Consider the following 20865-nt stretch of genomic DNA (forward strand, 5'->3'; position numbering starts at 1 on the left):
CGGCGAGATCCAACATGCGCATCAGTGCACGCAACCAGATCAAGGGTACTGTCCTCGAAGTCACCAAGGGCGCGACCACGTCGCATGTCCGCGTCGACATCGGCGGCGGCCAGGTCGTGACCTCGTCAATCACCAACGAAGCCGTTGACGATCTGGCGCTCAAGGCCGGCGGCAAATGCATCGTCGTGGTGAAAGCCTCCGACGTCATGATCGCGGTGGATTGATTATGTATGCGCGTCTGATTGTCGCGCTCACACTGCTCGGTTCGGCGCCTGCATGGGCTGCCGAGCCAAGCGGCTGTGACAAATTCAAGTGGCCGATCGACAAGGAGCGCGCTGCACTGACGGCGCAGGATCGCCTCAAGATTGCCTCTGGCGCCGACCTCGCAATTCCCGCCGCAGCGATCCTTGATTTGAAGACACCCGCTGAGGCGAAGCTGCCGACGTCCCCAGAGCGAAGGCCGAAAGACGGCACATTTGCAGGCTTTGCGCGCTTCCAGAAGGCGCCAAAGGCTGGCACATACACCATCAGCCTGTCGTCGGCGGCGTGGGTCGACGTGGTGCAGGATGGTGAGATCCTGAAGCCGATGGAGTTCAGCGGCGCGACCGACTGCACCGGCATCCGCAAGACCATAAAGTACGATCTTGCTGCAGGTCCGTTCGTGATCCAGGTCAGCGGCGTGACTGAAAACACCATCAGCCTGGCCGTGCTGCCGTCCGAGTGACGGCAGCCTTAGAGGCCTCCGCGCCCAAGGGCCTTTACCCCCTTGGCCAGCCTGATATTATTCCCTAGCGATATCCCTGCGGACCGTAAGTCCTCGGGATTGCCGGAACGGCGCTTCCGCCTGTCGCAGGTCCCACCCAACCAACGCCTGAGTTGCGCGCACTTTGCGCTGCGCTCACGCATGGAGCGCCACATGAACCGTTTTGCCGGACTTTTCGCTGCGTTCTCGATCCTGCTCGGATCGACCTTCACGCCTGCCCATGCGCAGGACAAAACCCTCACCGTGTTCGCCGCAGCGTCGATGAAGAACGCGCTCGACGAGCTCGATGCCGCCTACACTGCCAAGACCGGCGTGAAGATCACCGCCAGCTATGCTGCAAGCTCGGCGCTCGCCAAGCAGATCGAACAGGGCGCGCCGGCCGACGTCTTCGTGTCCGCCGACACCGACTGGATGGACTACGCCATCGGCAAAAAGAACATCAACGTCGCCACGCGCACCGACCTCCTCGGCAACAGCATCGTGCTGATCGCCGCAAAGGACGCCAAGCTCGACAACGTCACCATCGGTCAAGGCTTCGATCTCGCCAAGCTCGCCGGCGACGGCAAGATCGCCACCGGCGATGTGAAGTCGGTCCCCGTCGGCAAATACGCAAAGGCCGCGCTTGAGAAGCTCGGCAGCTGGACCGCCGCCGAGTCGAAATTCGCCATGGCCGAGAGCGTGCGCGCTGCGCTGACGCTGGTCTCACGCGGTGAAGCTCCGCTTGGCATCGTCTATGCGACCGATGCCAAGATCGATCCGGGCGTGAAGATCATTGGCACCTTCCCGTCGGACTCGCATCCTGCGATCATCTATCCGATAGCTGCGACCACCACCGCCAAGAGCGAAGCCGCCGACTACCTGACCTTCCTGAGGTCATCGGCCGCAAAGACTGTTCTCGAGAAGTACGGCTTCACTTTCCTGGTCAAGCCGACGTCCTGACACGTGTCCGACATCTCCCCTGAAGAATGGACGGCGATCCTGCTTTCAGTCAGGGTCGCCGTGATCGCGACATTGATCTCGACGCCGATTGGAATCGGCGTCGCCTGGCTGCTCGCGCGGCGTGACTTCTGGGGCAAGCCGATCATCGACGCCATAATCTATCTGCCGCTGGTGCTACCGCCCGTTGTCACCGGCTATCTGCTGCTGCTGCTGTTCGGCAAACGCGGCATTCTCGGCGCCTGGCTCGCCGAACATCTCGGCATCGTCTTCGCCTTTCGCTGGACGGGTGCCGCGCTTGCATGCGGCGTGATGTCGTTCCCTCTGCTTGTGCGGCCGATCCGGCTCTCGATTGAAGCGGTTGACCGGCGGCTCGAACAGGCGTCGAGCACGCTCGGCGCATCGCCCTGGAAGGTGTTTGCGACCGTGACCTTGCCGCTGGCGCTGCCCGGCGTCCTGGCCGGCATGGTCCTCGGCTTTGCCAAGGCCATCGGCGAATTCGGTGCCACCATTACTTTCGTCTCAAACATTCCCGGCGAGACCCAGACGATTTCCTCCGCGATCTACTCGTTGATCCAGACGCCCGACGGTGACGCGGCAGCCTCACGTCTGGTGATGATCTCCATCGGCATCGCTGTGCTGGCGCTTATCGCTTCGGAATGGTTCGCGCGCCGCGCGACGCAACGGCTGCACGGAAACTGATCGTGCTGCGCGTTGATGTGTTCAAACAACTTGGCGAATTTTCAGTCGACGTCGCCTTCACCAGCGAAGGCCGCGTGACGGGCCTGTTCGGCTCCTCAGGTGCGGGCAAGACTTCGCTGGTCAGCATGATCGCCGGCCTCGTGCAGCCGGATCGCGGCATCATCGCCGTGGATGGCGACGTGCTCTATGACGGCAGCGCGCGCGTCCACGTCCCGCCGCATCGGCGCCGCATCGGCTATGTGTTTCAGGATGCGCGACTGTTCCCGCATCTGAGCGTCGCGCAGAACCTCGACTACGGACGCCGGATGAACCGCCTGACACGCGATTCTGCTGAGGAAACGCGCATTACAGAGATGCTTGATATCGGACATCTGCTCGATCGTCGTCCCGGTGGCCTCTCGGGCGGTGAACGCCAGCGCGTGGCGCTGGGACGTGCGCTGCTATCTCAACCGAGGCTGCTGCTGCTCGACGAACCGATGGGGGCGCTCGACGAGGAGCGGAAGGCGGAGATCCTTCCCTACCTCAAGCGGCTGCGCGATGCAGGCGATGTGCCGATGGTCTTCGTCAGTCACGATGCCGACGAGATGCGGCAACTGGCGACGCAGGTCGTGATGCTGAAGCGCGGCCGTGTCGCGGCCTTCGGTGGCACCGAGATCCTGCCGCGTATCATCCCGGCAGCCTGAGCCAATCAGGCGCCGGACAGCGTGATCCAGCCTCGCTTCAGTTTCGCCTTGAAGGCTTGCCTGCGTGTCAACTTCGGCGGCGCGGGATCTTCATCTTCGGGCAGACGCAGACCGACCACGTTGACACGCCCGCCGCCAAGGCTGCGCGCGACGAGATCGATACTGTCGATCGGCAAGGCAGCCCCAACGGTCGGCGCATGGTCGAGGTGGATGTCAAAATAATCCGCCAGCGTCAGCGACGACTGGGCTGGATCGACGGCGATGCCGTAAATCGCCGCAAGGTCGCCGAGAGTGATTTCACCAGACACCATGAAGTCACCAAGCAGATGCGGGTCCGGCGCCGTGCTCGGCGGCATATCGACAAAGAAGCGATCCAGCGCCTCGGCCTTTTCCGGCGGCGCCAGCAAATAGATGTAATCGCCGGCCGTAACAGGCTCGGCCTCCGCCGGCGTCAGGATGCGCTCATCGCGAATGACCAGCGTCGGCTTCGACCACGACGGAATGAGGTTGCGTTTCAGGTAGAGGCTCTTCGGGCGCACGGCATAGCCGACCAGTTGCTGTTCGAGCTGACCTGGCAAATCGAGTTCGATACGGCGCGGCCCCCTGTCGGTGCGCGGCAGAGCGACATGCAGCTTCCGGGCGGCAAAAGCCAGGGTCCATCCCTGAAACAACAGCGAGATGATCACGACCACGAAAGCGACGTCGAAATACAGCGACGCCTTGGGCAGACCAACCAGCATCGGGATCGAGGCAAGGAAGATTGCGACGGCACCGCGCAGGCCGACCCACGAAACGAACATCTTTTCACGCCAGTTGAAGCGGAAAGGCTGCAAACACAGGAAGACCGCGACCGGGCGCGCCACGAACATCAGAACCAGGGCAACGCCGACCGCCGGAATGATGCTGCCCACCAGCCGCTCCGGCGACACCAGAAGACCGAGCATGACGAACATCACGATCTGCGCCAGCCACGTCGCAGCGTCGAGGAACGTCACCACGGAATTATGCGCCCGCGTCGGACGATTGCCAATGATGATGCCGGCAAGATAGACCGCCAGAAAGCCTGAGGCGTGAGCGATCTGAGCCAGCCCGAAGATCACCAGAGCCGCGGTGCAGACGAAGGGCGCATGCAACCCCTGCGGCAGCGCCACGCGATTCATGGCCAGGACAACCAACCGGCCACCGACGACGCCGATCAGGGTGCCCAGCACGGCTTCCTGAACAAACTCCATTGCCACATGACCGGCGGAGGCGTCCCCCAGCGACAGAAGCTTGACCAGCGTCAGAGTCAGAAAGACGGCGAACGGATCGTTCGTTCCGGACTCAACTTCGAGTGTCGCTCCAACCCTCGGTCTGAGGCGCAGGCCTTGCGCGTGGACCAGCAGAAAGACAGCAGCCGCGTCGGTGGAAGCCACCACCGCGCCGGTCAGCAGCGCCTGGGTCCAATTTAGGTCGAGGGCATATTTGGCGACCGGTGCCGTGATCAACGCCGTCAACAACACGCCAATCGTGGCCAGCACCATCGACGGGGCCAGCACCGCGCGAATGGCCTGAAATCGTGTCTTCAACCCACCGTCAAAGAGGATCAGCGCGAGTGCAACCGAGCCGACCACATAGGTTGTATGGACGTCGTCAAACCGCAGTCCGCCGGGGCCCGCTTCGCCTGCCACCATGCCGATAAACAGGAAGAACAGCAGCAAGGGCGCGCCGAAGCGAAGCGCAAGCAGGCTGGACAGGATGCCGGCCATGACCAGAACTGCGCCGAGAAGGATGGCAATGCTGACGGAATCAAGTGACGCCATGAGGCTCCGAGGCCGGAAATACTTGTAAATCCATGCTTATCGTCGTCACCCCGAGACGCCAAACGTTTTCTGCGTGATACCTATTTGCAGGTATATTTCTCGGGAATTGCTCAAGGCAAAAGCTCCGCTCGATGGCGTCGACGTGGTGCTTGTGTGAATCTCTGCCCACCCGAATCAAATGCGCCGTCCAGCGATGATTCCACACCACACGATACATTCACGACAACGAGAGCCGCGCGATGCTTGACCTGACCGACACCCACGAATTCGTGCTGGCCACCGCACGATCGTTCGGCGCCGAGGTAACCTCGCCGTGGTTCTATCTGCAGCTCGGACTGATGATGGCCGGTGGTGGCATTGCCTTCGCCATCGGGGCCGCAATCCGCTCGCGGGTCGATATGACCTCGCTGGCGATGGGCTGGCCGGCGCCGCTGCGCATGTTCATGCGCATTCTCGTCGGCAGCGCGGCCACCGCCGCCTTTGCGATCCTGATGACCCTCGACCGCGTGATCATGCTGAGCGTGACATGGCCGAGCCGCAGCTATTTGCTGTCAGTGGCCGCGAAGCTTGCACTCGCCTGGCTGGTGATCCGGCTTGTCACCAGCGTGATCCGTAACGAATTCCTGGTCCGGCTGGTGTCGATCTCGGCCTGGTTCGTGGCGGCCCTCAGCATTGTCGGCCAGTTGCAGCCGACCATCACCATGCTGGATGCGAACGGGATCGACCTCGGCGGCCTCCGGCTGACCCCGCTACTCTTGATCAAGCTCGGCGTCTTGCTCGCGGTAGCGCTATGGCTGTCGAATATTGCCAGCAATTTTCTGGAAGGCCGGATCAGGCAGTCCCATGACCTCACGCCCTCGATCCAGGTCCTGCTGATCAAGCTGGTGCGCCTGCTCTTGATGGTGTTCGCCGTCGCTCTCGTCATGGGTGCGGTCGGCATTAACCTCTCGGCGCTCGCCGTGTTCTCCGGCGCGGTCGGTGTCGGTATCGGTTTCGGCCTGCAGAAGATTGTCGCCAATTTCATCAGCGGCGTGATCCTGCTGGCGGACAAATCGGTGAAGCCCGGCGACCTCGTCACCATCGGCGACAGCTCCGGCCGCATCAGTGCGATGAATACGCGTTACATCTCGGTCGCCGCGGGCGACGGCCGCGAGTTCCTGATCCCCAACGAGGACCTCATTACCCAGAAGGTGGTGAACTGGACCTATACGGACAAGGACACGCTGGTGAAGGTCAATTTCAGCGCCAATTACGATGCGGATCCGCGCGTCGTCTGCAAGCTGGCTATCGACGTCGCAACGGCATCGCCACGGGCCAATACGGCCAAGACGCCGAACTGCATCCTCACTGAATTCGCCGAAGCCGGCATGAAATTCTCGCTGACCTTCTGGATCGACTCGCCCGACGGCATGGATGCTGTGAAGAGCGAGGTGATGCTGGGACTGTGGGATGCCTTCAAGCGCGAGGGCATCCGCGTGCCCTATCCGGTCCGCGAGCTGAAGATCCGTGGCGGTGCACTACCGGTCGAAACCATTGTCGAAGTCGCATCCGGTCTGGAATAGTTCCGATGAAGCTACAGGCCGATCTGGTTCCGGCGACGCTGCTGCGGCGCTACAAGCGCTTCCTTGCCGATGTCGAACTGGCCGATGGCAGCGTGATCACCGCGCATGTCGCCAACCCGGGCGCGATGATCGGCCTGCAGGCGCCGGGCGCGCGAGTCTGGCTGTCGAAGTCGCCGAGCAAGACCCGCAAGCTGCCTTACTCGTGGGAGCTGATCGAAGCCGACTTCGGCAATGGCCCGGAGCTGGTCGGCGTCAATACAATGCACCCCAATGCCATCGTCGCCGAGGCTCTGGCCGACACCGCAATTCCCGAACTCGCCGGCTACGACATCATCCGCCGTGAGGTGAAATATGGTGCAGCATCGCGGGTGGATTTCCTGCTGGAACACCCGTCACGGCCGCCCTGCTATGTCGAGGTCAAAAACGTCCACATGATGCGCCAGCCGGGATTGGCGGAATTCCCGGATTCAGTCACCGCACGCGGCGCCCGTCACCTCGACGAACTGGCCGCCATGGTTGCCACAGGCGCCCGGGCCGTGATGCTGTTCGTGGTCCAGATCGGCTCGTCCACGGCTTTTGCGCTGGCGCGGGATATCGACCCGACCTATGGCCGCGCCTTCGACAAGGCCCGCGCCGCAGGCGTCGAAGCCATCGCCTATACCTGCCGGATCGACCATGACGGCATCGTTCTGGCCGGCCGAGTGCCGATTCAGGCATGAATATGGCTGGGGTTGGGACCGAGCGATGAGGTCCTGGAGGGGCTGCTTTGGCTTGCGCTGACCGCCCCAGCCATTAAATTGGGGCCTCAAATCGCACATTCCCGTCGCATCCTGCCTGGCAAGATCACCTGATGAGCTACGTCGAAGCCTCCGAAACCTCCCAGCGCAAAACCGGCCAGATCAAGCTGCACGGTCCCGCCGCTTTTGCTGGCATGCGCAAGGCCGGCGCGCTGGTGTCGCTGTGCCTGGACGAGCTGACCGATCTGGTGAAGCCGGGTGTGCTGACTTCGGCGATCGACGATTTCGTGCGGGAATTCGCCTTCAGCCATGGCGCCTTTCCGGCCACGCTGATGTATCGCGGCTATCGCTATTCGACCTGCACGTCGATCAATCACGTGGTCTGCCACGGTATGCCCGGCGACCGCGCGCTGAAGGAAGGCGACATCGTCAATGTCGACGTCACCTTCATCGTCGAGGGCTGGTATGGCGATTCCAGCCGCATGTATGGCGTCGGCGAACTCGCCCGCAAGGCGGAGCGACTGGTCGAAGTCACCTATGAATCGCTGATGCGCGGCATCGCCGTGGTCAAGCCGGGCAATACCACCGGCGACATCGGCCATGCGATCCAGAGCTTCGTCGAACCGCAGCAGATGAGCGTGGTGCGCGACTTCTGCGGCCACGGCCTCGGCCGCATGTTCCATGACGAGCCGAATATCATCCATGTCGGCCGCCCTGGCGAAGGCGTGACCTTGCGCCCCGGCATGTTCTTCACCATCGAGCCGATGATCAATCTCGGCAAGCCACATGTGAAGGTTCTGTCCGACGGCTGGACCGCCGTGACCCGCGACCGGTCGCTGTCGGCGCAGTTCGAGCACACCGTCGGCGTGACGGCGACCGGCGTCGAGATTTTCACGCTGTCCAAGCGGCATAACGAACAGCCGCCGACGCCCGCCGCCTAACCTTCAAATCGCCACACGACATCGAACACTTTCTGGTTGCAAATGCAGCCGCGCACGGCATGCTCGCGGATAATGTCCATGCGAGCGTTTGCGCCACATGCCCGTCAGCCCCATCGATCCGACTGCGCCGCCGGGTCTTGCCGAAGCGCCGCATTATCATGGCCACCGGGAGCGACTGCGGGAGCGCTTTCGCAGCGTCGGCGCCGATGCGCTGAGCGACTACGAATTGCTGGAAATGGTGCTGTTCCGTGCGCTGCCGCGCCGGGATGTGAAACCGCTAGCGAAATTGCTGATCACGAAATTCGGCTCCTTTGCCGAAACCGTGCATGCCCCGGACACGCGGCTGCGCGAAGTCGGCGGACTCGGCGAAGCGGCCATCACCGAGATCAAACTGATCGCCGCCGCCACCAGCCGCGTCGCCAAGGGGCAGTTGAAACAGCGCACCGTATTGTCGTCATGGGCCACGGTGATCGACTATTGCCGCACGGCCATGGCCTTTGCCGACAAGGAGCAGTTCCGCATCCTGTTCCTGGACAAGCGCAACCAGTTGATCTCGGACGAGGTGCAGCAGGTCGGCACCGTCGATCACACACCGGTCTATCCGCGTGAGGTCGTGAAGCGCGCGCTCGAACTGTCCGCGACGGCTATCGTCATGGTGCACAACTATCCCACTCGATACCCCACTTGCACATTTGGTCACAACTGATCCCGGAGCCGAAATGATCGAGCATGATCTGGTGCCTTTGCACAAATCGGAGCGATCAGCGGTCGACAGTCCTGGTCAGACCAGCCCATCAAGAGAATGTTAGGGCTAAGTCCAGCCAGCGAGCCAGTTAGATCTACCATCCACATCTCAACGACCGCTTCGCGCCACCGGCTGCCGTTGCAACGCTCACGTCGGATTTGCATGAATCACTTCATTAAGACCGCACGTCGTCGGCGCACACCTCATATTCCCGGATTTTCCACGAGTAGCGCACCGCCATCAGCGATGATTGTCTGGCCGGTTATGAATTTCGCCTGCGCCGATGCCAGAAACAGCAATGCTTCGGCGATGTCTTCCGGATCACCGAGCTTCCCGACCGGGATCATCGCCGCCATCTGCGCGAACCGCTCTTCATCCGTATGCGACTCGATGGCAGGTGTTCGGATCAGGCCGGGTTCGACACCGTTGACCGTGATCCCCGCGCTTGCAAATTCCAGGGCGGCAGACCGGATGAAGCCGTTGAGGCCGGCCTTTGACGCACCGTAATGCGCCAGACCTGGAATGGCCGTGCGCGGTCCGGTGACCGAGGAGGTGAACAGCAGCCGCCCCTGTTTGCTTGCCTTGAGATGCGGGAGCGACAGTTGTGCAAGCCAGAATGCCGTCTTCAGATTCACCGTCAGCGTCGTCTCGAGCGCGTCGTCGGTGAGGTTCTCGATGCGTTGAAGCGGAAATGCCGCAGCGTTATGGACGACAATGTCGAGCTGACCGAAATGTTTCAACGCCGAATCGATGGCGAGCCGCGACGCGGACCGGCTGTCGAAATCGACGACCAGCAATTCCGCCGTGCCGCCGGCGGCCCGGATGAGGTCAACCGTCTTCGCGCCACTGGCTTCGGTACGGGTGGCGACCAGTACGCGCGAACCGGCAGCAGCAAAGACCTGGGCAACGGCACGCCCGATGCCCTGACCTCCGCCGGTGACGATGGAGCTCAATCCGTGAAGGCTGGTAGTCATGTGATCCCTTGTGTCATTGGATGTCGCGAATATGTGCGCCACTAGCGCAGGTGATGCACTTGCTGCAGGTTCCACACCGGTGTCGGCAGGCCTTCCTTGCGCGCCTTGAGCTGCAGCGCGAGATATTGCGAATAAGACCGCGACTGGCTGAGATTGCCGCCATGGATCCACAGGCCGCGCTGCCGGGTCGGCTTCCACATATTGCGCAATTCACCTTCCCAGGGCCCTGGATCGCGCGCCGTATCCGAGCCGACGCCCCAGCACTTGCCGACGTTGTCAGCGACCTCGGGGGAGATCAGGTCGGCCAGCCAGGCATTCATCGATCCGAAGCCGGTGGCATAGACGATGACGTCGGCCGGCAGCGCCTCGCCGTTGCTCAGCACGACTGCGTTCGGATCGATGCGCTCGATACCGACATTGCTCTTGAGCTTGATCTCGCCATTGGCAATCAGTTCGCAGGCGCCCACATCGATGTAATAGCCCGAACCACGCCGGATATATTTGGTGCCGAGGCCGGAGCCGTCCTGGCCGAAATCGAGCATGAAGCCCGCTGCCGTGAGCCGCGCATAATAGTCCTTGTCGCGCTCGGCGATGGTCTTCCACTGCGCCACAGCCACCCTCGGCATCAGGCGATACGGCATCGACGCGGCCAGCAGGTCGGCCTTCTCCGTGCTGATTCCGTTGTCCACCGCGCGCTCGGAATAGACCGGGCCATACACTACATCCAGCAATGTCTCGGTGCGCGCCACCAGCGTGGACGACCGCTGCACCATGGTGACATCCACCTCGTGCTCCCACAAATCGGCGCAGATATCATGCGCCGAATTGTTGGAACCGATCACCACCACACGTTTGCCGCGATAATGCTCGCCGCTGGTGAATTTGCTGGAATGCATTTGTTCGCCGGCGAATGTCTCCGCACCGGCGATGTCGGGAACGATCGGATAGCCGGATGCGCCGAGCGCGAAGACAAGCTGCTTCGGCCGCAGGAGGACGATCCGGCCGTCGCGTTCGACCTCGACCTCCCACTCGCCTTTCGCCGCGTCATAGCGCGCCTTGCGGCAGGGCGACGAGCCCCAGTAATCGAGATCCATCATCTTCACATAGGCTTCAAGCCAGTCGGCCAGCTTGTCTTTCGGCATAAAGACCGGCCAGTCGTCGGGAAATGGCAGATAGGGCAGATGGTCGTACCAGACGGGATCGTGCAGGCAGAGCGACTTGTAGCGGTTGCGCCAGGTGTCGCCGGGCCGTGCCTGCCGGTCGATCACCAGCGTCGGCACATCGAGCCGCTTGAGCCGCGCCGCCAGCGCGATGCCGCCCTGCCCGCCACCGACAATCAGGCAATAAGGCTGCTCGGTCTCGCCCCATGATGCTTGTCGGCGATCACGCTGTTCGAGCCAGGTGGTGCGCCCGCGCTTGACCCCATGCTCGGCGCCGCGGATGCGGTGATGGCGGGATTTTTCCTCGAAGCCCTTGAGCTCATACATGGTCGTCAGCAGGGTCCAGCAGCGGCCGTTGCGCAGCCGGGCGATGGCGCGGCCGCGGCCGACTGCCGTTTCAAATCGCAGCCAGATCGTGAGAACGCCGTTGCGCTCGTCGGGGGCCGCGGCCTGCTCATCGATAACCCATCCGCCCGGCTGTACATCTGCCAGCGCTGCATCGAGCATGGCACGGATGGCCGGGCCACCCTCCAGCGTCGTGACGTTCCAGGTGAAGGCAATCAGGTCGCGCCAGAAACATTCCTCGGGATCGAACAGCGCGACCACGGCGGCCGGATCGGCTTTCGACAGCGCCCCGGCAAATGAGTCGAGCCAGGCCTGCGCCTGCATGCGCACGCCATCGGGCGCGGTCTCGGCGGTGGGTGAGAGCGACATCAAAGCCTCCTTGGAATACGTTTCTTCTTGGTCGTTTGCGCAGTCAGGATCGCGGCGTCAGCGTTGCCTTCGATGTTGCATGTTGCGCCACCACGGCCCAGTCGTAATGCATCGGGATCAGCTCGCCGCGGCACCACATGGCGCTCTGGTCATCGTAATGCGCATCCTGCGGGTTGCCGGCGCTGCCGTGGAACACGATCCAGCGACAGGCCTCCCAGTTGCCGATGTCGAACACATAGCGCGCGATCGATGCATAGGCCGGATGGGTGCCGACGCGTGGCACATGTCCGGTAGTAAACACCGTTTCGTTGTCACCGCCGACCGGACCATGATCGCGCGTTGCCAGCCATGCCTCGTCGGGAAACACCGTCGACAGCGGATGCCTGAGCAGCAGGTGATGGCGATCGCCCCACGGCATCAGCGGCTCGCGCGCGACAACCGTCAGCGCCTCGGCGAGAAGGTCGTCCCATGTTGCGTCGCCGATCAGCGAGGTGTCGCCGCTGCGCAGCAGCCGCGGCATCGCCCAGTTCAGTTCGTAGTCGATCGACAGGCCGGGCGGAATCGTTCGCTGTTCCGCCGGATCAAGCACGCCGAGCCCGCTGACGCGCTTGACAATGCCTGCCAGCGTGAGCCGCAGCGAGACATACGCATTGGCGTCGACCGAGTCGGCGCGCATGTGATGATCCCAGGCCACCAGGCGATCGCGCAGTGCCGCAGCGCCATTGTCGGTCAGCGGCACCTTGGCCAGCCGCGCGCAGATCTCCACCGCCGGAATGCTCAGCAGATCGCGATGCACATCCGCCATGTCATCGACCGTTGCAGCGTCCATCGCCTGCAGCCGTTCCCAGATCCGCCGGGCGCGATGCGGCGGGTGGGCATCCGTGGTCAGGTAGTCGTCCTGCTGTGCGACGATGCGATTGTTCGCGGTGACGATCATGCCGGCGTCGGGATCTATCTGGCGCGGCATGCGCTCCCAGGGCACAAAGCCTTTCCAGGCATGCGCATCGAGCCAGCCGGGCATCGGCAGCCAGCCATTGGCAGCCGACCGTCGCGGAATTTTCGCGCGCACGAGATGACCGATATGCCCTGTGGTATCGCCGGCGACGAGGTTGTGATCGATGACGCCCCAGCCACGGCAGGCTTCGTACAGCGCGTCCACGCTGTTGGCGCGCAGCATCGGCCGCATGCAGTCGAACGACCGGTCCGTTTCCGCGTCGGGCGTATGACGCAGCACCAACGCCGATCCGCTGCGCGCGTCGCCGGCGACGACGGGTCCGCGTGCCGTGCGCAGCACTTCGCATTCCACCGCTGCCCGCCCGCGAACGCGAATGGTTTCGACCCGACGCTGGGTGCCGATCCAGTGTGGCGCGCTGCCGTCGGTCTCGGTCCGCAGCAGATAGTTATGGCCATCGTCCTTGAAGCGCTCGAGATAGATGTCGGTGGTATCAACGAAAGCCACGGTCACGCACCAAGCCACGTCAGCATTGTGCGCGAAATGCGGAAAGCCGGGCACGCCGGGCGTCGTCAGGCCGATCACGTCAAACTCGTCGCAGGCGACATGGCACTGCAGATAGAGGTTAGGCATATCCAGCAGGCGATGCGGATCGCCGGCCACCAGCGGTCGCCCGCTGGCGGTGCGCGAGCCATGGACCGCCCAGTTGTTGCTGCCGCCCCCCGTCGCATCGAGACTGGCCTGCGCCAGCAGTTCGGACATCGCGGTCTGCAAAGTCTCAAGGTTCAACTCGGTTCGCCGCGCACTGACGCCGGACGGCAGGCACACCAGTTCGTCGCCGCCGTCGTCCATCCGCAACTGCGCCATGGCGGTTTCACCCACCACCGGCAATGCGATGGCGCGCCAGAGTTTGGGATAAGCGGGATTGAGTAGCAGGCTGCCCTGCCGGAAGGCGGCTATACTGTGCCACGGCTCCCAGGGCTCGAAAGTCGCGTCGAGCAGTGCGTATTCTGGCGGGAGCTCAGCCGTCGTCGCCCGTGCATTGACGCCGGCCGCGTAGGATTCCAGCATGGCGCGAGTCTCGGCATTGGCGGCGCTGGCATCGCGCTGGCTGCATTCGGCCATGCCCATCCGCCGCGCCAGCATATCCGCCGGCAGCGCGGCCGGGCCCAGCCATTCGGCATAACGACCGGTCGCGCGACGGCGCAGCGCATCCATCTGCCACAGGCGATCGGTAGCATGCACGTAGCCCAGCGCGAAGAATGCATCACCGGCGCCCTTTGCGCGCAGGTGCGGAATGCCCCATTGATCGCGCCAGAGATCGACCGGCACTTCAAGACCGGGCAGAGATATCGAACTCGGAGACATGGACGTCACTTCCCTGTGCTGATCTGGGCTGCCGGAGGCATCTTTGTCATCCAAGGTGCAACCTGCTCGTAAAGATGCGTGAGCTGCAGCACTGACAGGTCGTCGCGCGGACGGCCGATGATCTGCGCGCCCATGGGCAGGCCTGCCGCGCCGAAGCCGACCGGAAGGCTGATGACGGGGCAGCCCGACAGCGTCCCGGGCGTCACCACTTCCATCCAGCGGTGGTAGCTGTCCATGGCGCGACCGGCGATTTCCTTCGGCCATGTCCATTCGACAGGGAACGGGAAAAGCTGGGCCGATGGCAGCGCGAGGAACTCATAGTCGCCGAACAATTCGAGCAGATGATCGTACCAGGCCGTACGATCGTGCAGCGCACGCTGCACGTCGGCCACCGTCAGTGCGCGGCACTGCTCGATTTCCCATTGCAGCTCGGGCTTCATCAGCTTGCGAAATTCCGGTCTGTCATAGGCGACGCCGAGGCGATCGCCGCCGATGCTGAACTGCCGCAGCACCACGAAGGCGCGCCAGATCCGCTCCCAGTCGAATTGTGACGCGACCGGCTCCAGCGCCACGCCGGCATCGCCGAGACGCGACAATGCGCCGTGACAGAGGTCGAGCACGCCGGCCTCGAAGGGCAGCCTGCCACCGAGATCGCCGAGCCAGCCGATCCGCGCGCCGCGGAAATCGCGCTGCAGCTGGCCGTGCCAGTCGGGCACGGTGCCGTCCAGCGACAGTGGCGCACGGACGTCGTAGCCGGACTGTACCGACAGCAGCAGCGCAAGGTCGTCGGCACTGCGCGCCATCGGCCCGTCGGTTACCAGCTGCTTGAGGAACGCTTCCTCGCGCGGCCATTGCGGAATGCGGCCCTGCGACGGGCGGAAGCCCAGCACGTTGTTGAACGCTGCAGGATTGCGCAGCGAGCCGCCCATGTCGCCGCCATCGGCGAAGGGCAACAGCCGCAGCGCAATCGCAACGGCCGCGCCGCCACTGGAGCCGCCGGCGCTGCGCTCGGGGTTCCAGGCATTGCGGGTCGGTCCGAACACCGGATTGTAGGTGTGCGAACCTAGGCCGAATTCCGGCACATTGGTCTTGCCGATGAAAATCGCGCCGGCCTTACGCATGCGTGTGACGAAGATGGCCTCCACCTCGGGCACGTTGTCTGCGAACAGCGGCGAGCCGAATGTCGAGCGCATGCCCCGCGCCGGGATGGTGTCCTTGATGGCCTGCGGCAGCCCGTGCAACGGGCCAACTGCATCCCCGCGCGCGACCGCCGCATCCGCCGCGTCGGCCTGCGCGAGCACCTCCCCGCGATCGACCAGCGAGACGATGGCGTTGAACTGCGGATTGAGCCCGTCGATGCGGGCAAGAAACGCCTCGACCACGTCGCGCGAGGATGTCTCACGGCTGCGGATCATCGCGGCGAGCTTTCGCGCCGGCAAGGAGCTGAGGTCGGTATCGGAAGCGGGACTCATGAAACGGTCTCTCGTTGCGCCAGCACACAGCGGGCGATGGATCCTGATGAAGTGGTGATGGCAGGCGGAACGACGGCACTGCATTCCGGCAGGCGCACCGCGCAGCGCGGATGGAACGTGCAGCCGGCGGGCGGATGCAGCGGATCAGGATAGGCCGTGCCGAGGCCGGGATCGGGGATACCGCGACCCGGCTCTGGCGTCAGCACCGACATCAGCAAGGCGCGCGTATAGGGATGCACCGGCGCGCGAAACAGCGTCGCGGCGTCGGCGAGTTCGACCACCTGGCCGAGATACATCACCGCCACGCGTGAGGCGATGTGCTCGACGACGGCGAGATTGTGGCTGATGAAGATGTAGGTCAGGCCGAGTTCGGCGCGCAGGTCGACCAACAGGTTGAGGATATGCGACTGCACGGAGACGTCGAGCGCCGAGGTCGGCTCGTCGCAGACCAGAACGTCTGGTTTCATCACCAGTGCGCGCGCAATCGCGACGCGCTGGCGCTGGCCCCCTGACAGTTCGCCAGGCAGCCGATCGGCAAACCGCGCCGGCAGGCCGACGCGATCGAGCATTTCCAGCGAACGTTTGCGCTGCTCGGCGGCGTTGCCGATGCCATGGACGCGGAGCGGCAAGCTGACGAGATCGAGCAGCGTCTGCCGTGGATTGAGCGAGGAATACGGATCCTGGAACACCGGCTGCACACGGCGCGCCAGCCGCTTGCGGTCGATAGTGGCGATATCCTCGCCATCGAAGCTGACCTGGCCGCTGCTTGCCGGAATGAGTCCGAGCAGCATGCGCGCCAGCGTGGACTTGCCGCAGCCGGACTCGCCGACAATGCCGAGCACTTCGCCACGGCGGATATCGAGCGAGACGCCGTTGACCGCCTGCAGCTTGCGCTTGGGCCGGAACATGCCCGCACTGACGCTGAAGGAGCGATGCAGGTCCTGCACGGACATCAGGGTTTCAGTCGTCATGCCGCGCGCCCCGTCTTGTCGAGAATGCAGCGCCAGTCGTGGCCGTCGGTGTCGCTGCGAACGGGCGGCGCCGCGGAACAGATCGGCAGCGCGTGATCGCAGCGGTCGCGAAACATGCAGCCCTGCAGTGCGCCGGTGAGCGCCGGCACCGTGCCCGGGATGATGCCGAGATGACCGCCCGGCGCGGTGCGACCGGGCACCGGGATGCAACGCAGCAGGCCGCGGGTGTAGGGATGCCGCGGCTGGTTGAAGATCTGCTCGCAATTGCCGGTTTCGACCACCTGCCCGGCATACATCACCGCCACATGATGCGCGATCTGGGCGACGATGCCGAGATCATGGGTGACCAGCACGATGGCGATGCCGAGATCGCGCTGCAATTCGATCAGCAGCCGCAGGATCTGCGCCTGGATGGTCACGTCGAGCGCCGTGGTCGGCTCGTCGGCGATCAGCACCTCCGGCTCGCACATCAAGGCCATGGCGATCATGACGCGTTGCCGCAGCCCGCCCGAGAGCTGATGCGGATATTGCCCCAGCCGCTGTTCGGCCGAGGCGATGCCGACGCGTCCGAGCAGATGCACGGCGCGTTCACGCGCCTGCGCCATCGAGGCCTTCCGGTGATGCTGGTAGGACTCGCACATCTGCACGCCGACGGTCAGCGACGGATTGAGCGCGGTCATCGGCTCCTGGAAGATCATCGCCATGCGCTGTCCGCGCAGCGCGTTGAATTCGCGCTTGCTGGCACGCGTGAGATCGCGGCCGGCGATGCTGATACTGTCGGCGCGACGTTTGGCGGCAGCCGGCAGCAGGTCCATCAGCGCCAGCGAGGTGATCGACTTGCCGCAGCCGGATTCGCCGACGATGCACAATGTCTCCCCGCGCGCGACGCTGAACGACACGTTGCGCACCGCGTGGACCACGCCGCCGCTGGCGGCGATATCAACGCTCAGATTGCGCACGTCGAGGACGGGGGATGGCGTGCTCAATTGCGGCTCCCCGCGGCAAACAGATCGCGCAACCCGTCGCCGACCAGATTGATGGCCAGCGCCAGCGCAGCGAGCGACAGGCCGGGAATGGCGATCATCCAGAAGGCGAAGAACATGTAGGTGCGCGCCTCGGCGATCATCAGCCCCCAGGACGGCGTCGGCGCCTGCACGCCGAGCCCGAGAAATGACAGCGAGGCCTCGACGATCACAGCGCTGGCGGCCTCCAGAGTTGCCACCACGATGACCTGCGGCATGACGTTCGGCAGTACCTCGCCGAACACGATCCGCCAGCGCGATGCGCCGATAGCTTGTGCTGCGGCAACGTAATCAAGCCCTCGAATCTGCTGCGTCGCCGTGCGCGTCACCACCGCAAAACGGACCCACATCAGCAGGCCGAGCACCAGGATGACCACCGTCAGCGAGCTACCGACCATCGAGACGATCACCAGCGCGACCAGAATGCTCGGCATCGCCAGAAACGACGTGATCAGAAAGGTGATACCGAGATCGACCTTGCCGGCGAAATACCCGCCGACCACGCCCACCGCGGTGCCGATCGAGCCGGAAATGATCACCACCGACAGGCTGATCAGCAGCGAGACGCGGCCGCCATGCAGCAGCCGCGCCAGATAATCGCGACCGAGCGCGTCGGTGCCGAATACATGCGCCCACGAGCCGCGGGCGTACCACACCGGCGGGACGGCACGGGTGGTCAGATCCTGCGCATAGGGATCGAGACTGTAGAACAGTGGGCCGACGACAGCGAGCAGCACGATCAGCGTTAGCAGCGACAGCCCGAGCATGAACGGACGATTGGCCCTAGCGCGCCGCAGCAGTGCACGTCGTCGCGACGGCGCTGCATCGACGGCGACCGCCGCCGCAACGGGTTCGTCGGGCACTGCTGTAATGATGCTCACGACGCGACCTTCAGCCGAGGATCGAGCCAGACATTGGCGATGTCAGCCAAAGTGGTGAGCACGACATAGATCAGCGACAGCAACAGAACGATCGTCTGCAGTACTGGGAAATCCTTGTACGAGATGCTGCGGAAGGCGAGATAGCCGAGCCCGTCCAGTGCGAATACGGACTCCACGACAACCGACCCGCCGAGCAGGAAACCGAGCTGTACCGCGATGAGCCCGATCAGCGGCACCACGGCGTTGCGGAAGGCGTGTCGCATGACGATGGTGCGCGCCGGCAGTCCCTTGGCGCGGGCAGTGCGGACATAGTCGGCCGACAGCACCTCGATCATGTTGGAGCGGATCAGCCGCATGAAAGGCGGCATCACATAAAGGCCAAGCGTGATCGTCGGCATCACGAAATGCTGCCAGGTGCCGCTGCCCGACACCGGCAGCCAGCGCTGCCACACGGCGAGCAACATGATGAGCACGAGCGCCACGAAGAAGGTCGGCACCGCCTGCGCGATCACTGCGATACCCATGGCCAGCCGGTCGACCCAGCTGTTGCGCCAGATCGCGGCGGCGATACCAAGCGGCAGCGCCAGCACCAGGCCAAGGACAAGTCCGGCAACACCGAGGATGACCGTGGTCGGCAGCTTCTGCAGCACCAGTTCGGAGACCGGCACCTTGAAATACAACGAGCTGCCGAAATCACCGCTCAGCGTCTGCCCAAGCCACGCGGCATACTGCACCAGCAGCGGCCGGTTGAGGCCATAGGTTTCGCGGATGATGTTGAGGTCGGCGTCGGACGCCCCGTCACCGCCGATGGCGATAGCGACGTCACCTGACAGGCGCAGGACAAGAAACGCGAGAGCGGAGACCGCGAGGGCCACTGCGATCGCCAGCGCGATACGTCCGAGCAGATATCTTGTCATGCGCAAACCATCATGCGGGTTTCCGCGGTCAACGCCAGCTCATTTCCCAGAACATCATGCGGTCGCTAGTCTGGCGCCCCATGTTCAGCTCCTTGTTGGCGGGATAATTGCGGCCAACGGAATAGAGCGGCATTGCAAGGGCGCGTTCCGAGATCAGTTGCAGCGCCTTGGCGTAATCGACTGCACGGGCGCTCTGGTCCATCACCGCGCCGGCGCGGTTGATGAGATCGGCGACCTCCTTGTCGCGGGCAGTATCGTCGCCCTCGTTGCCGAAATACACCGGCAGGATCGCCGACACATCGTTGACCGAATAGGAGCCCCAGCTCGCCAGTGTCATGCCCGACGTACCCTTGCGCTGCTTCTCGCGCACCGCCGGATACTGTTCGTAGACGATGTTGGCGCGGATGCCGACCTTGCCGAGATAGCCCTGCATGATCTCGGCGGACTCGCGCGAGGTGAAGGCGTTCATCACGACATCGACGCCATTGGCGAAGCCGGCTTCCTTGAGCAGGTCCTTGGCCTTCTGTGGGCTATACTCATAGCCGGCGACATCCTTGTCGATGCAGCCGAACTGGTCGCGATAGCACAGCACCTTGGGCAGCGTGTAGCCCTGCCCCATGGTGGTCTTGGCCAGCGCTTCGCGGTCGATGGCATGCATGATCGCCTTGCGCACGCGGACGTCCTTCAGCGCCGGGCTGGCGGTGGTGTCGAGCACGTTGAACTGCAGGAAGTTCAGCCGCATCGTCGGCACGCCGGCAACCTGCAGCATCGGGTTCAGCGCGACGTTGTCAGTCATGTCGCGCGGGATCGGCGTGGTCAGAAGATCCGCACCGCCGGTCATCAGGTTGGCGACCTGGGTCTGGATATCAGGCACGAAGGTGATCTCAACCTTGCCGACCTTGGCATTGGATTTCACCGTGCCGGGATAGTAGTCGCGGTTGCGCTCCAGCACGATGATCTTGCCGGGCTCGTAGCGTGTGATGCGGTACGGCCCCGAGCCGACCGGCTTGACGTTCTGCCCCTTGCGTCCTTCCTTGGCGTAGTATTCGTGCGGATGGATGATGATCGGCAGCGCGAAGTAATCCATGAACGGCGGGAACGGCGCCTTGAAATGGATCCGCACCTTGTAGGGATCGAGCTTCTCGGCATTCTTCAGCCAGGAGACGTTGCGCTGGTTGGTGACGCCGGAGGCCGGGTCGGCGATGAAGTTGATGGTGTAGACCACGTCGTCCGCCGTGAACGGCTGGCCGTTGTGGAACTTGACGTCCTTGCGCAGGTCGAATTCAACCGTGGTGTCATCGATCACCCGCCACGCGGTAGCGAGCTGCCCCCTGAATTCGCCGGTGGCGGGATCGCGGAAAATCAGGCTGTCCCAGACATTGATGCCAAGCACGGTGCCCAGCAGCTCGTTGTTGAAATACGGGTCGATATCGGGAAGCACCTGGTCCGCCGGCATGCGGATCGTATCGTCCGCCTTGGACGCATGCGCCGGAACTGCAGGGACTGCGGCGAGAGCGATGCAGCCGAGAATGGCCAGGAAACGGGAAGCAATCATCATGACGA

19 protein-coding genes are annotated in these 20865 nt (G+C 63.7%); 9 read left to right on the forward strand and 10 right to left on the reverse strand.

The genetic code is table 11. The features are described from left to right. Positions 1-14 precede the first annotated feature (14 nt). The 5 genes from CHC01_RS04735 (at position 15) to modC (ending at position 3084) form a co-directional block, all read left to right on the forward strand. Positions 15-224: a TOBE domain-containing protein gene (locus CHC01_RS04735; RefSeq protein ID WP_089262895.1), complete on the forward strand. Its 210-nt coding sequence runs from the start codon at positions 15-17 to the stop codon at positions 222-224. Positions 225-226: 2 nt separating this feature from the next. Beyond that, positions 227-724 carry a hypothetical protein gene (locus CHC01_RS04740; protein WP_089262897.1) on the forward strand — a complete coding sequence of 166 codons (498 nt, stop codon included), beginning with the start codon at positions 227-229 and terminating at the stop codon, positions 722-724. 192 nt (positions 725-916) lie between these two features. Further along, a complete protein-coding gene (gene modA, locus CHC01_RS04745; protein WP_089263656.1) occupies positions 917-1702 on the forward strand; it encodes a molybdate ABC transporter substrate-binding protein in 786 nt (261 codons plus the stop codon). 3 nt (positions 1703-1705) lie between these two features. After that, positions 1706-2401: a molybdate ABC transporter permease subunit gene (gene modB / locus CHC01_RS04750; RefSeq protein ID WP_089262899.1), complete on the forward strand. Its 696-nt coding sequence runs from the start codon at positions 1706-1708 to the stop codon at positions 2399-2401. A 2-nt stretch (positions 2402-2403) separates the two neighbouring features. Continuing rightward, the gene (modC, locus tag CHC01_RS04755) at positions 2404-3084 is read left to right on the forward strand and encodes a molybdenum ABC transporter ATP-binding protein (protein WP_089263657.1); all 681 of its coding nucleotides are present in this window, start codon (positions 2404-2406) and stop codon (positions 3082-3084) included. 5 nt (positions 3085-3089) lie between these two features. Here modC and CHC01_RS04760 read toward each other — a convergent pair whose 3' ends face one another. Next, positions 3090-4886 (reverse strand): potassium/proton antiporter, encoded by a 1797-nt coding sequence (locus CHC01_RS04760; RefSeq protein ID WP_089262901.1) that lies wholly within the window; start codon positions 4884-4886, stop codon positions 3090-3092. 239 nt (positions 4887-5125) lie between these two features. Here CHC01_RS04760 and CHC01_RS04765 point away from each other — a divergent pair, with 239 nt between their 5' ends. The 4 genes from CHC01_RS04765 to CHC01_RS04780 all read left to right on the forward strand — a co-directional run bounded on the left by CHC01_RS04765 (position 5126) and on the right by CHC01_RS04780 (position 8832). Further along, positions 5126-6448, forward strand: a complete 1323-nt coding sequence (locus tag CHC01_RS04765) for a mechanosensitive ion channel family protein (RefSeq protein ID WP_089262903.1) — start codon at positions 5126-5128, stop codon at positions 6446-6448. A gap of 5 nt (positions 6449-6453) precedes the next feature. Continuing rightward, positions 6454-7167, forward strand: a complete 714-nt coding sequence (sfsA, locus tag CHC01_RS04770) for a DNA/RNA nuclease SfsA (protein ID WP_089262905.1) — start codon at positions 6454-6456, stop codon at positions 7165-7167. Between the two features lie 131 nt (positions 7168-7298). Further along, complete coding sequence (gene map, locus CHC01_RS04775; RefSeq protein WP_068733840.1) at positions 7299-8126, forward strand: type I methionyl aminopeptidase; 828 nt, start codon at positions 7299-7301, stop codon at positions 8124-8126. A 97-nt stretch (positions 8127-8223) separates the two neighbouring features. After that, positions 8224-8832, forward strand: a complete 609-nt coding sequence (locus tag CHC01_RS04780) for a JAB domain-containing protein (protein WP_089262907.1) — start codon at positions 8224-8226, stop codon at positions 8830-8832. Positions 8833-9074: 242 nt separating this feature from the next. Here the strand turns inward: CHC01_RS04780 and CHC01_RS04785 are convergent, their stop codons facing one another. The 9 genes from CHC01_RS04785 to CHC01_RS04825 all read right to left on the reverse strand — a co-directional run bounded on the left by CHC01_RS04785 (position 9075) and on the right by CHC01_RS04825 (position 20860). Further along, the gene (locus CHC01_RS04785) at positions 9075-9845 is read right to left on the reverse strand and encodes an SDR family oxidoreductase (RefSeq protein ID WP_089262909.1); all 771 of its coding nucleotides are present in this window, start codon (positions 9843-9845) and stop codon (positions 9075-9077) included. Positions 9846-9886: 41 nt separating this feature from the next. Then, entirely contained in the window at positions 9887-11674 is a 1788-nt protein-coding gene (locus tag CHC01_RS04790) for an NAD(P)/FAD-dependent oxidoreductase (protein ID WP_089263658.1), read from the reverse strand. An 88-nt stretch (positions 11675-11762) separates the two neighbouring features. Continuing rightward, positions 11763-14039 carry a penicillin acylase family protein gene (locus CHC01_RS04795; RefSeq protein WP_089262911.1) on the reverse strand — a complete coding sequence of 759 codons (2277 nt, stop codon included), beginning with the start codon at positions 14037-14039 and terminating at the stop codon, positions 11763-11765. A gap of 5 nt (positions 14040-14044) precedes the next feature. Next, positions 14045-15511 carry an amidase gene (locus CHC01_RS04800; RefSeq protein ID WP_089262913.1) on the reverse strand — a complete coding sequence of 489 codons (1467 nt, stop codon included), beginning with the start codon at positions 15509-15511 and terminating at the stop codon, positions 14045-14047. After that, positions 15508-16482: an ABC transporter ATP-binding protein gene (locus CHC01_RS04805; RefSeq protein WP_089262915.1), complete on the reverse strand. Its 975-nt coding sequence runs from the start codon at positions 16480-16482 to the stop codon at positions 15508-15510. Before CHC01_RS04805 ends, CHC01_RS04800 begins: the two co-directional genes overlap by 4 nt. Then, positions 16479-17468, reverse strand: a complete 990-nt coding sequence (locus CHC01_RS04810) for an ABC transporter ATP-binding protein (RefSeq protein ID WP_089262917.1) — start codon at positions 17466-17468, stop codon at positions 16479-16481. Before CHC01_RS04810 ends, CHC01_RS04805 begins: the two co-directional genes overlap by 4 nt. Further along, positions 17465-18385 (reverse strand): ABC transporter permease, encoded by a 921-nt coding sequence (locus CHC01_RS04815; protein WP_244558206.1) that lies wholly within the window; start codon positions 18383-18385, stop codon positions 17465-17467. The genes CHC01_RS04810 and CHC01_RS04815 overlap by 4 nt, the downstream gene beginning before the upstream one ends. Beyond that, positions 18382-19302: an ABC transporter permease gene (locus CHC01_RS04820; protein ID WP_089262919.1), complete on the reverse strand. Its 921-nt coding sequence runs from the start codon at positions 19300-19302 to the stop codon at positions 18382-18384. The genes CHC01_RS04815 and CHC01_RS04820 overlap by 4 nt, the downstream gene beginning before the upstream one ends. A gap of 28 nt (positions 19303-19330) precedes the next feature. Next, positions 19331-20860, reverse strand: coding sequence for an ABC transporter substrate-binding protein (locus CHC01_RS04825; protein WP_089262921.1), 1530 nt, complete (start codon positions 20858-20860; stop codon positions 19331-19333). Between the last annotated feature and the right edge of the window lie 5 nt (positions 20861-20865).

Source organism: Tardiphaga sp. OK246 (assembly GCF_900188215.1).
Taxonomy (GTDB): Bacteria; Pseudomonadota; Alphaproteobacteria; order Rhizobiales; family Xanthobacteraceae; genus Tardiphaga; species Tardiphaga robiniae.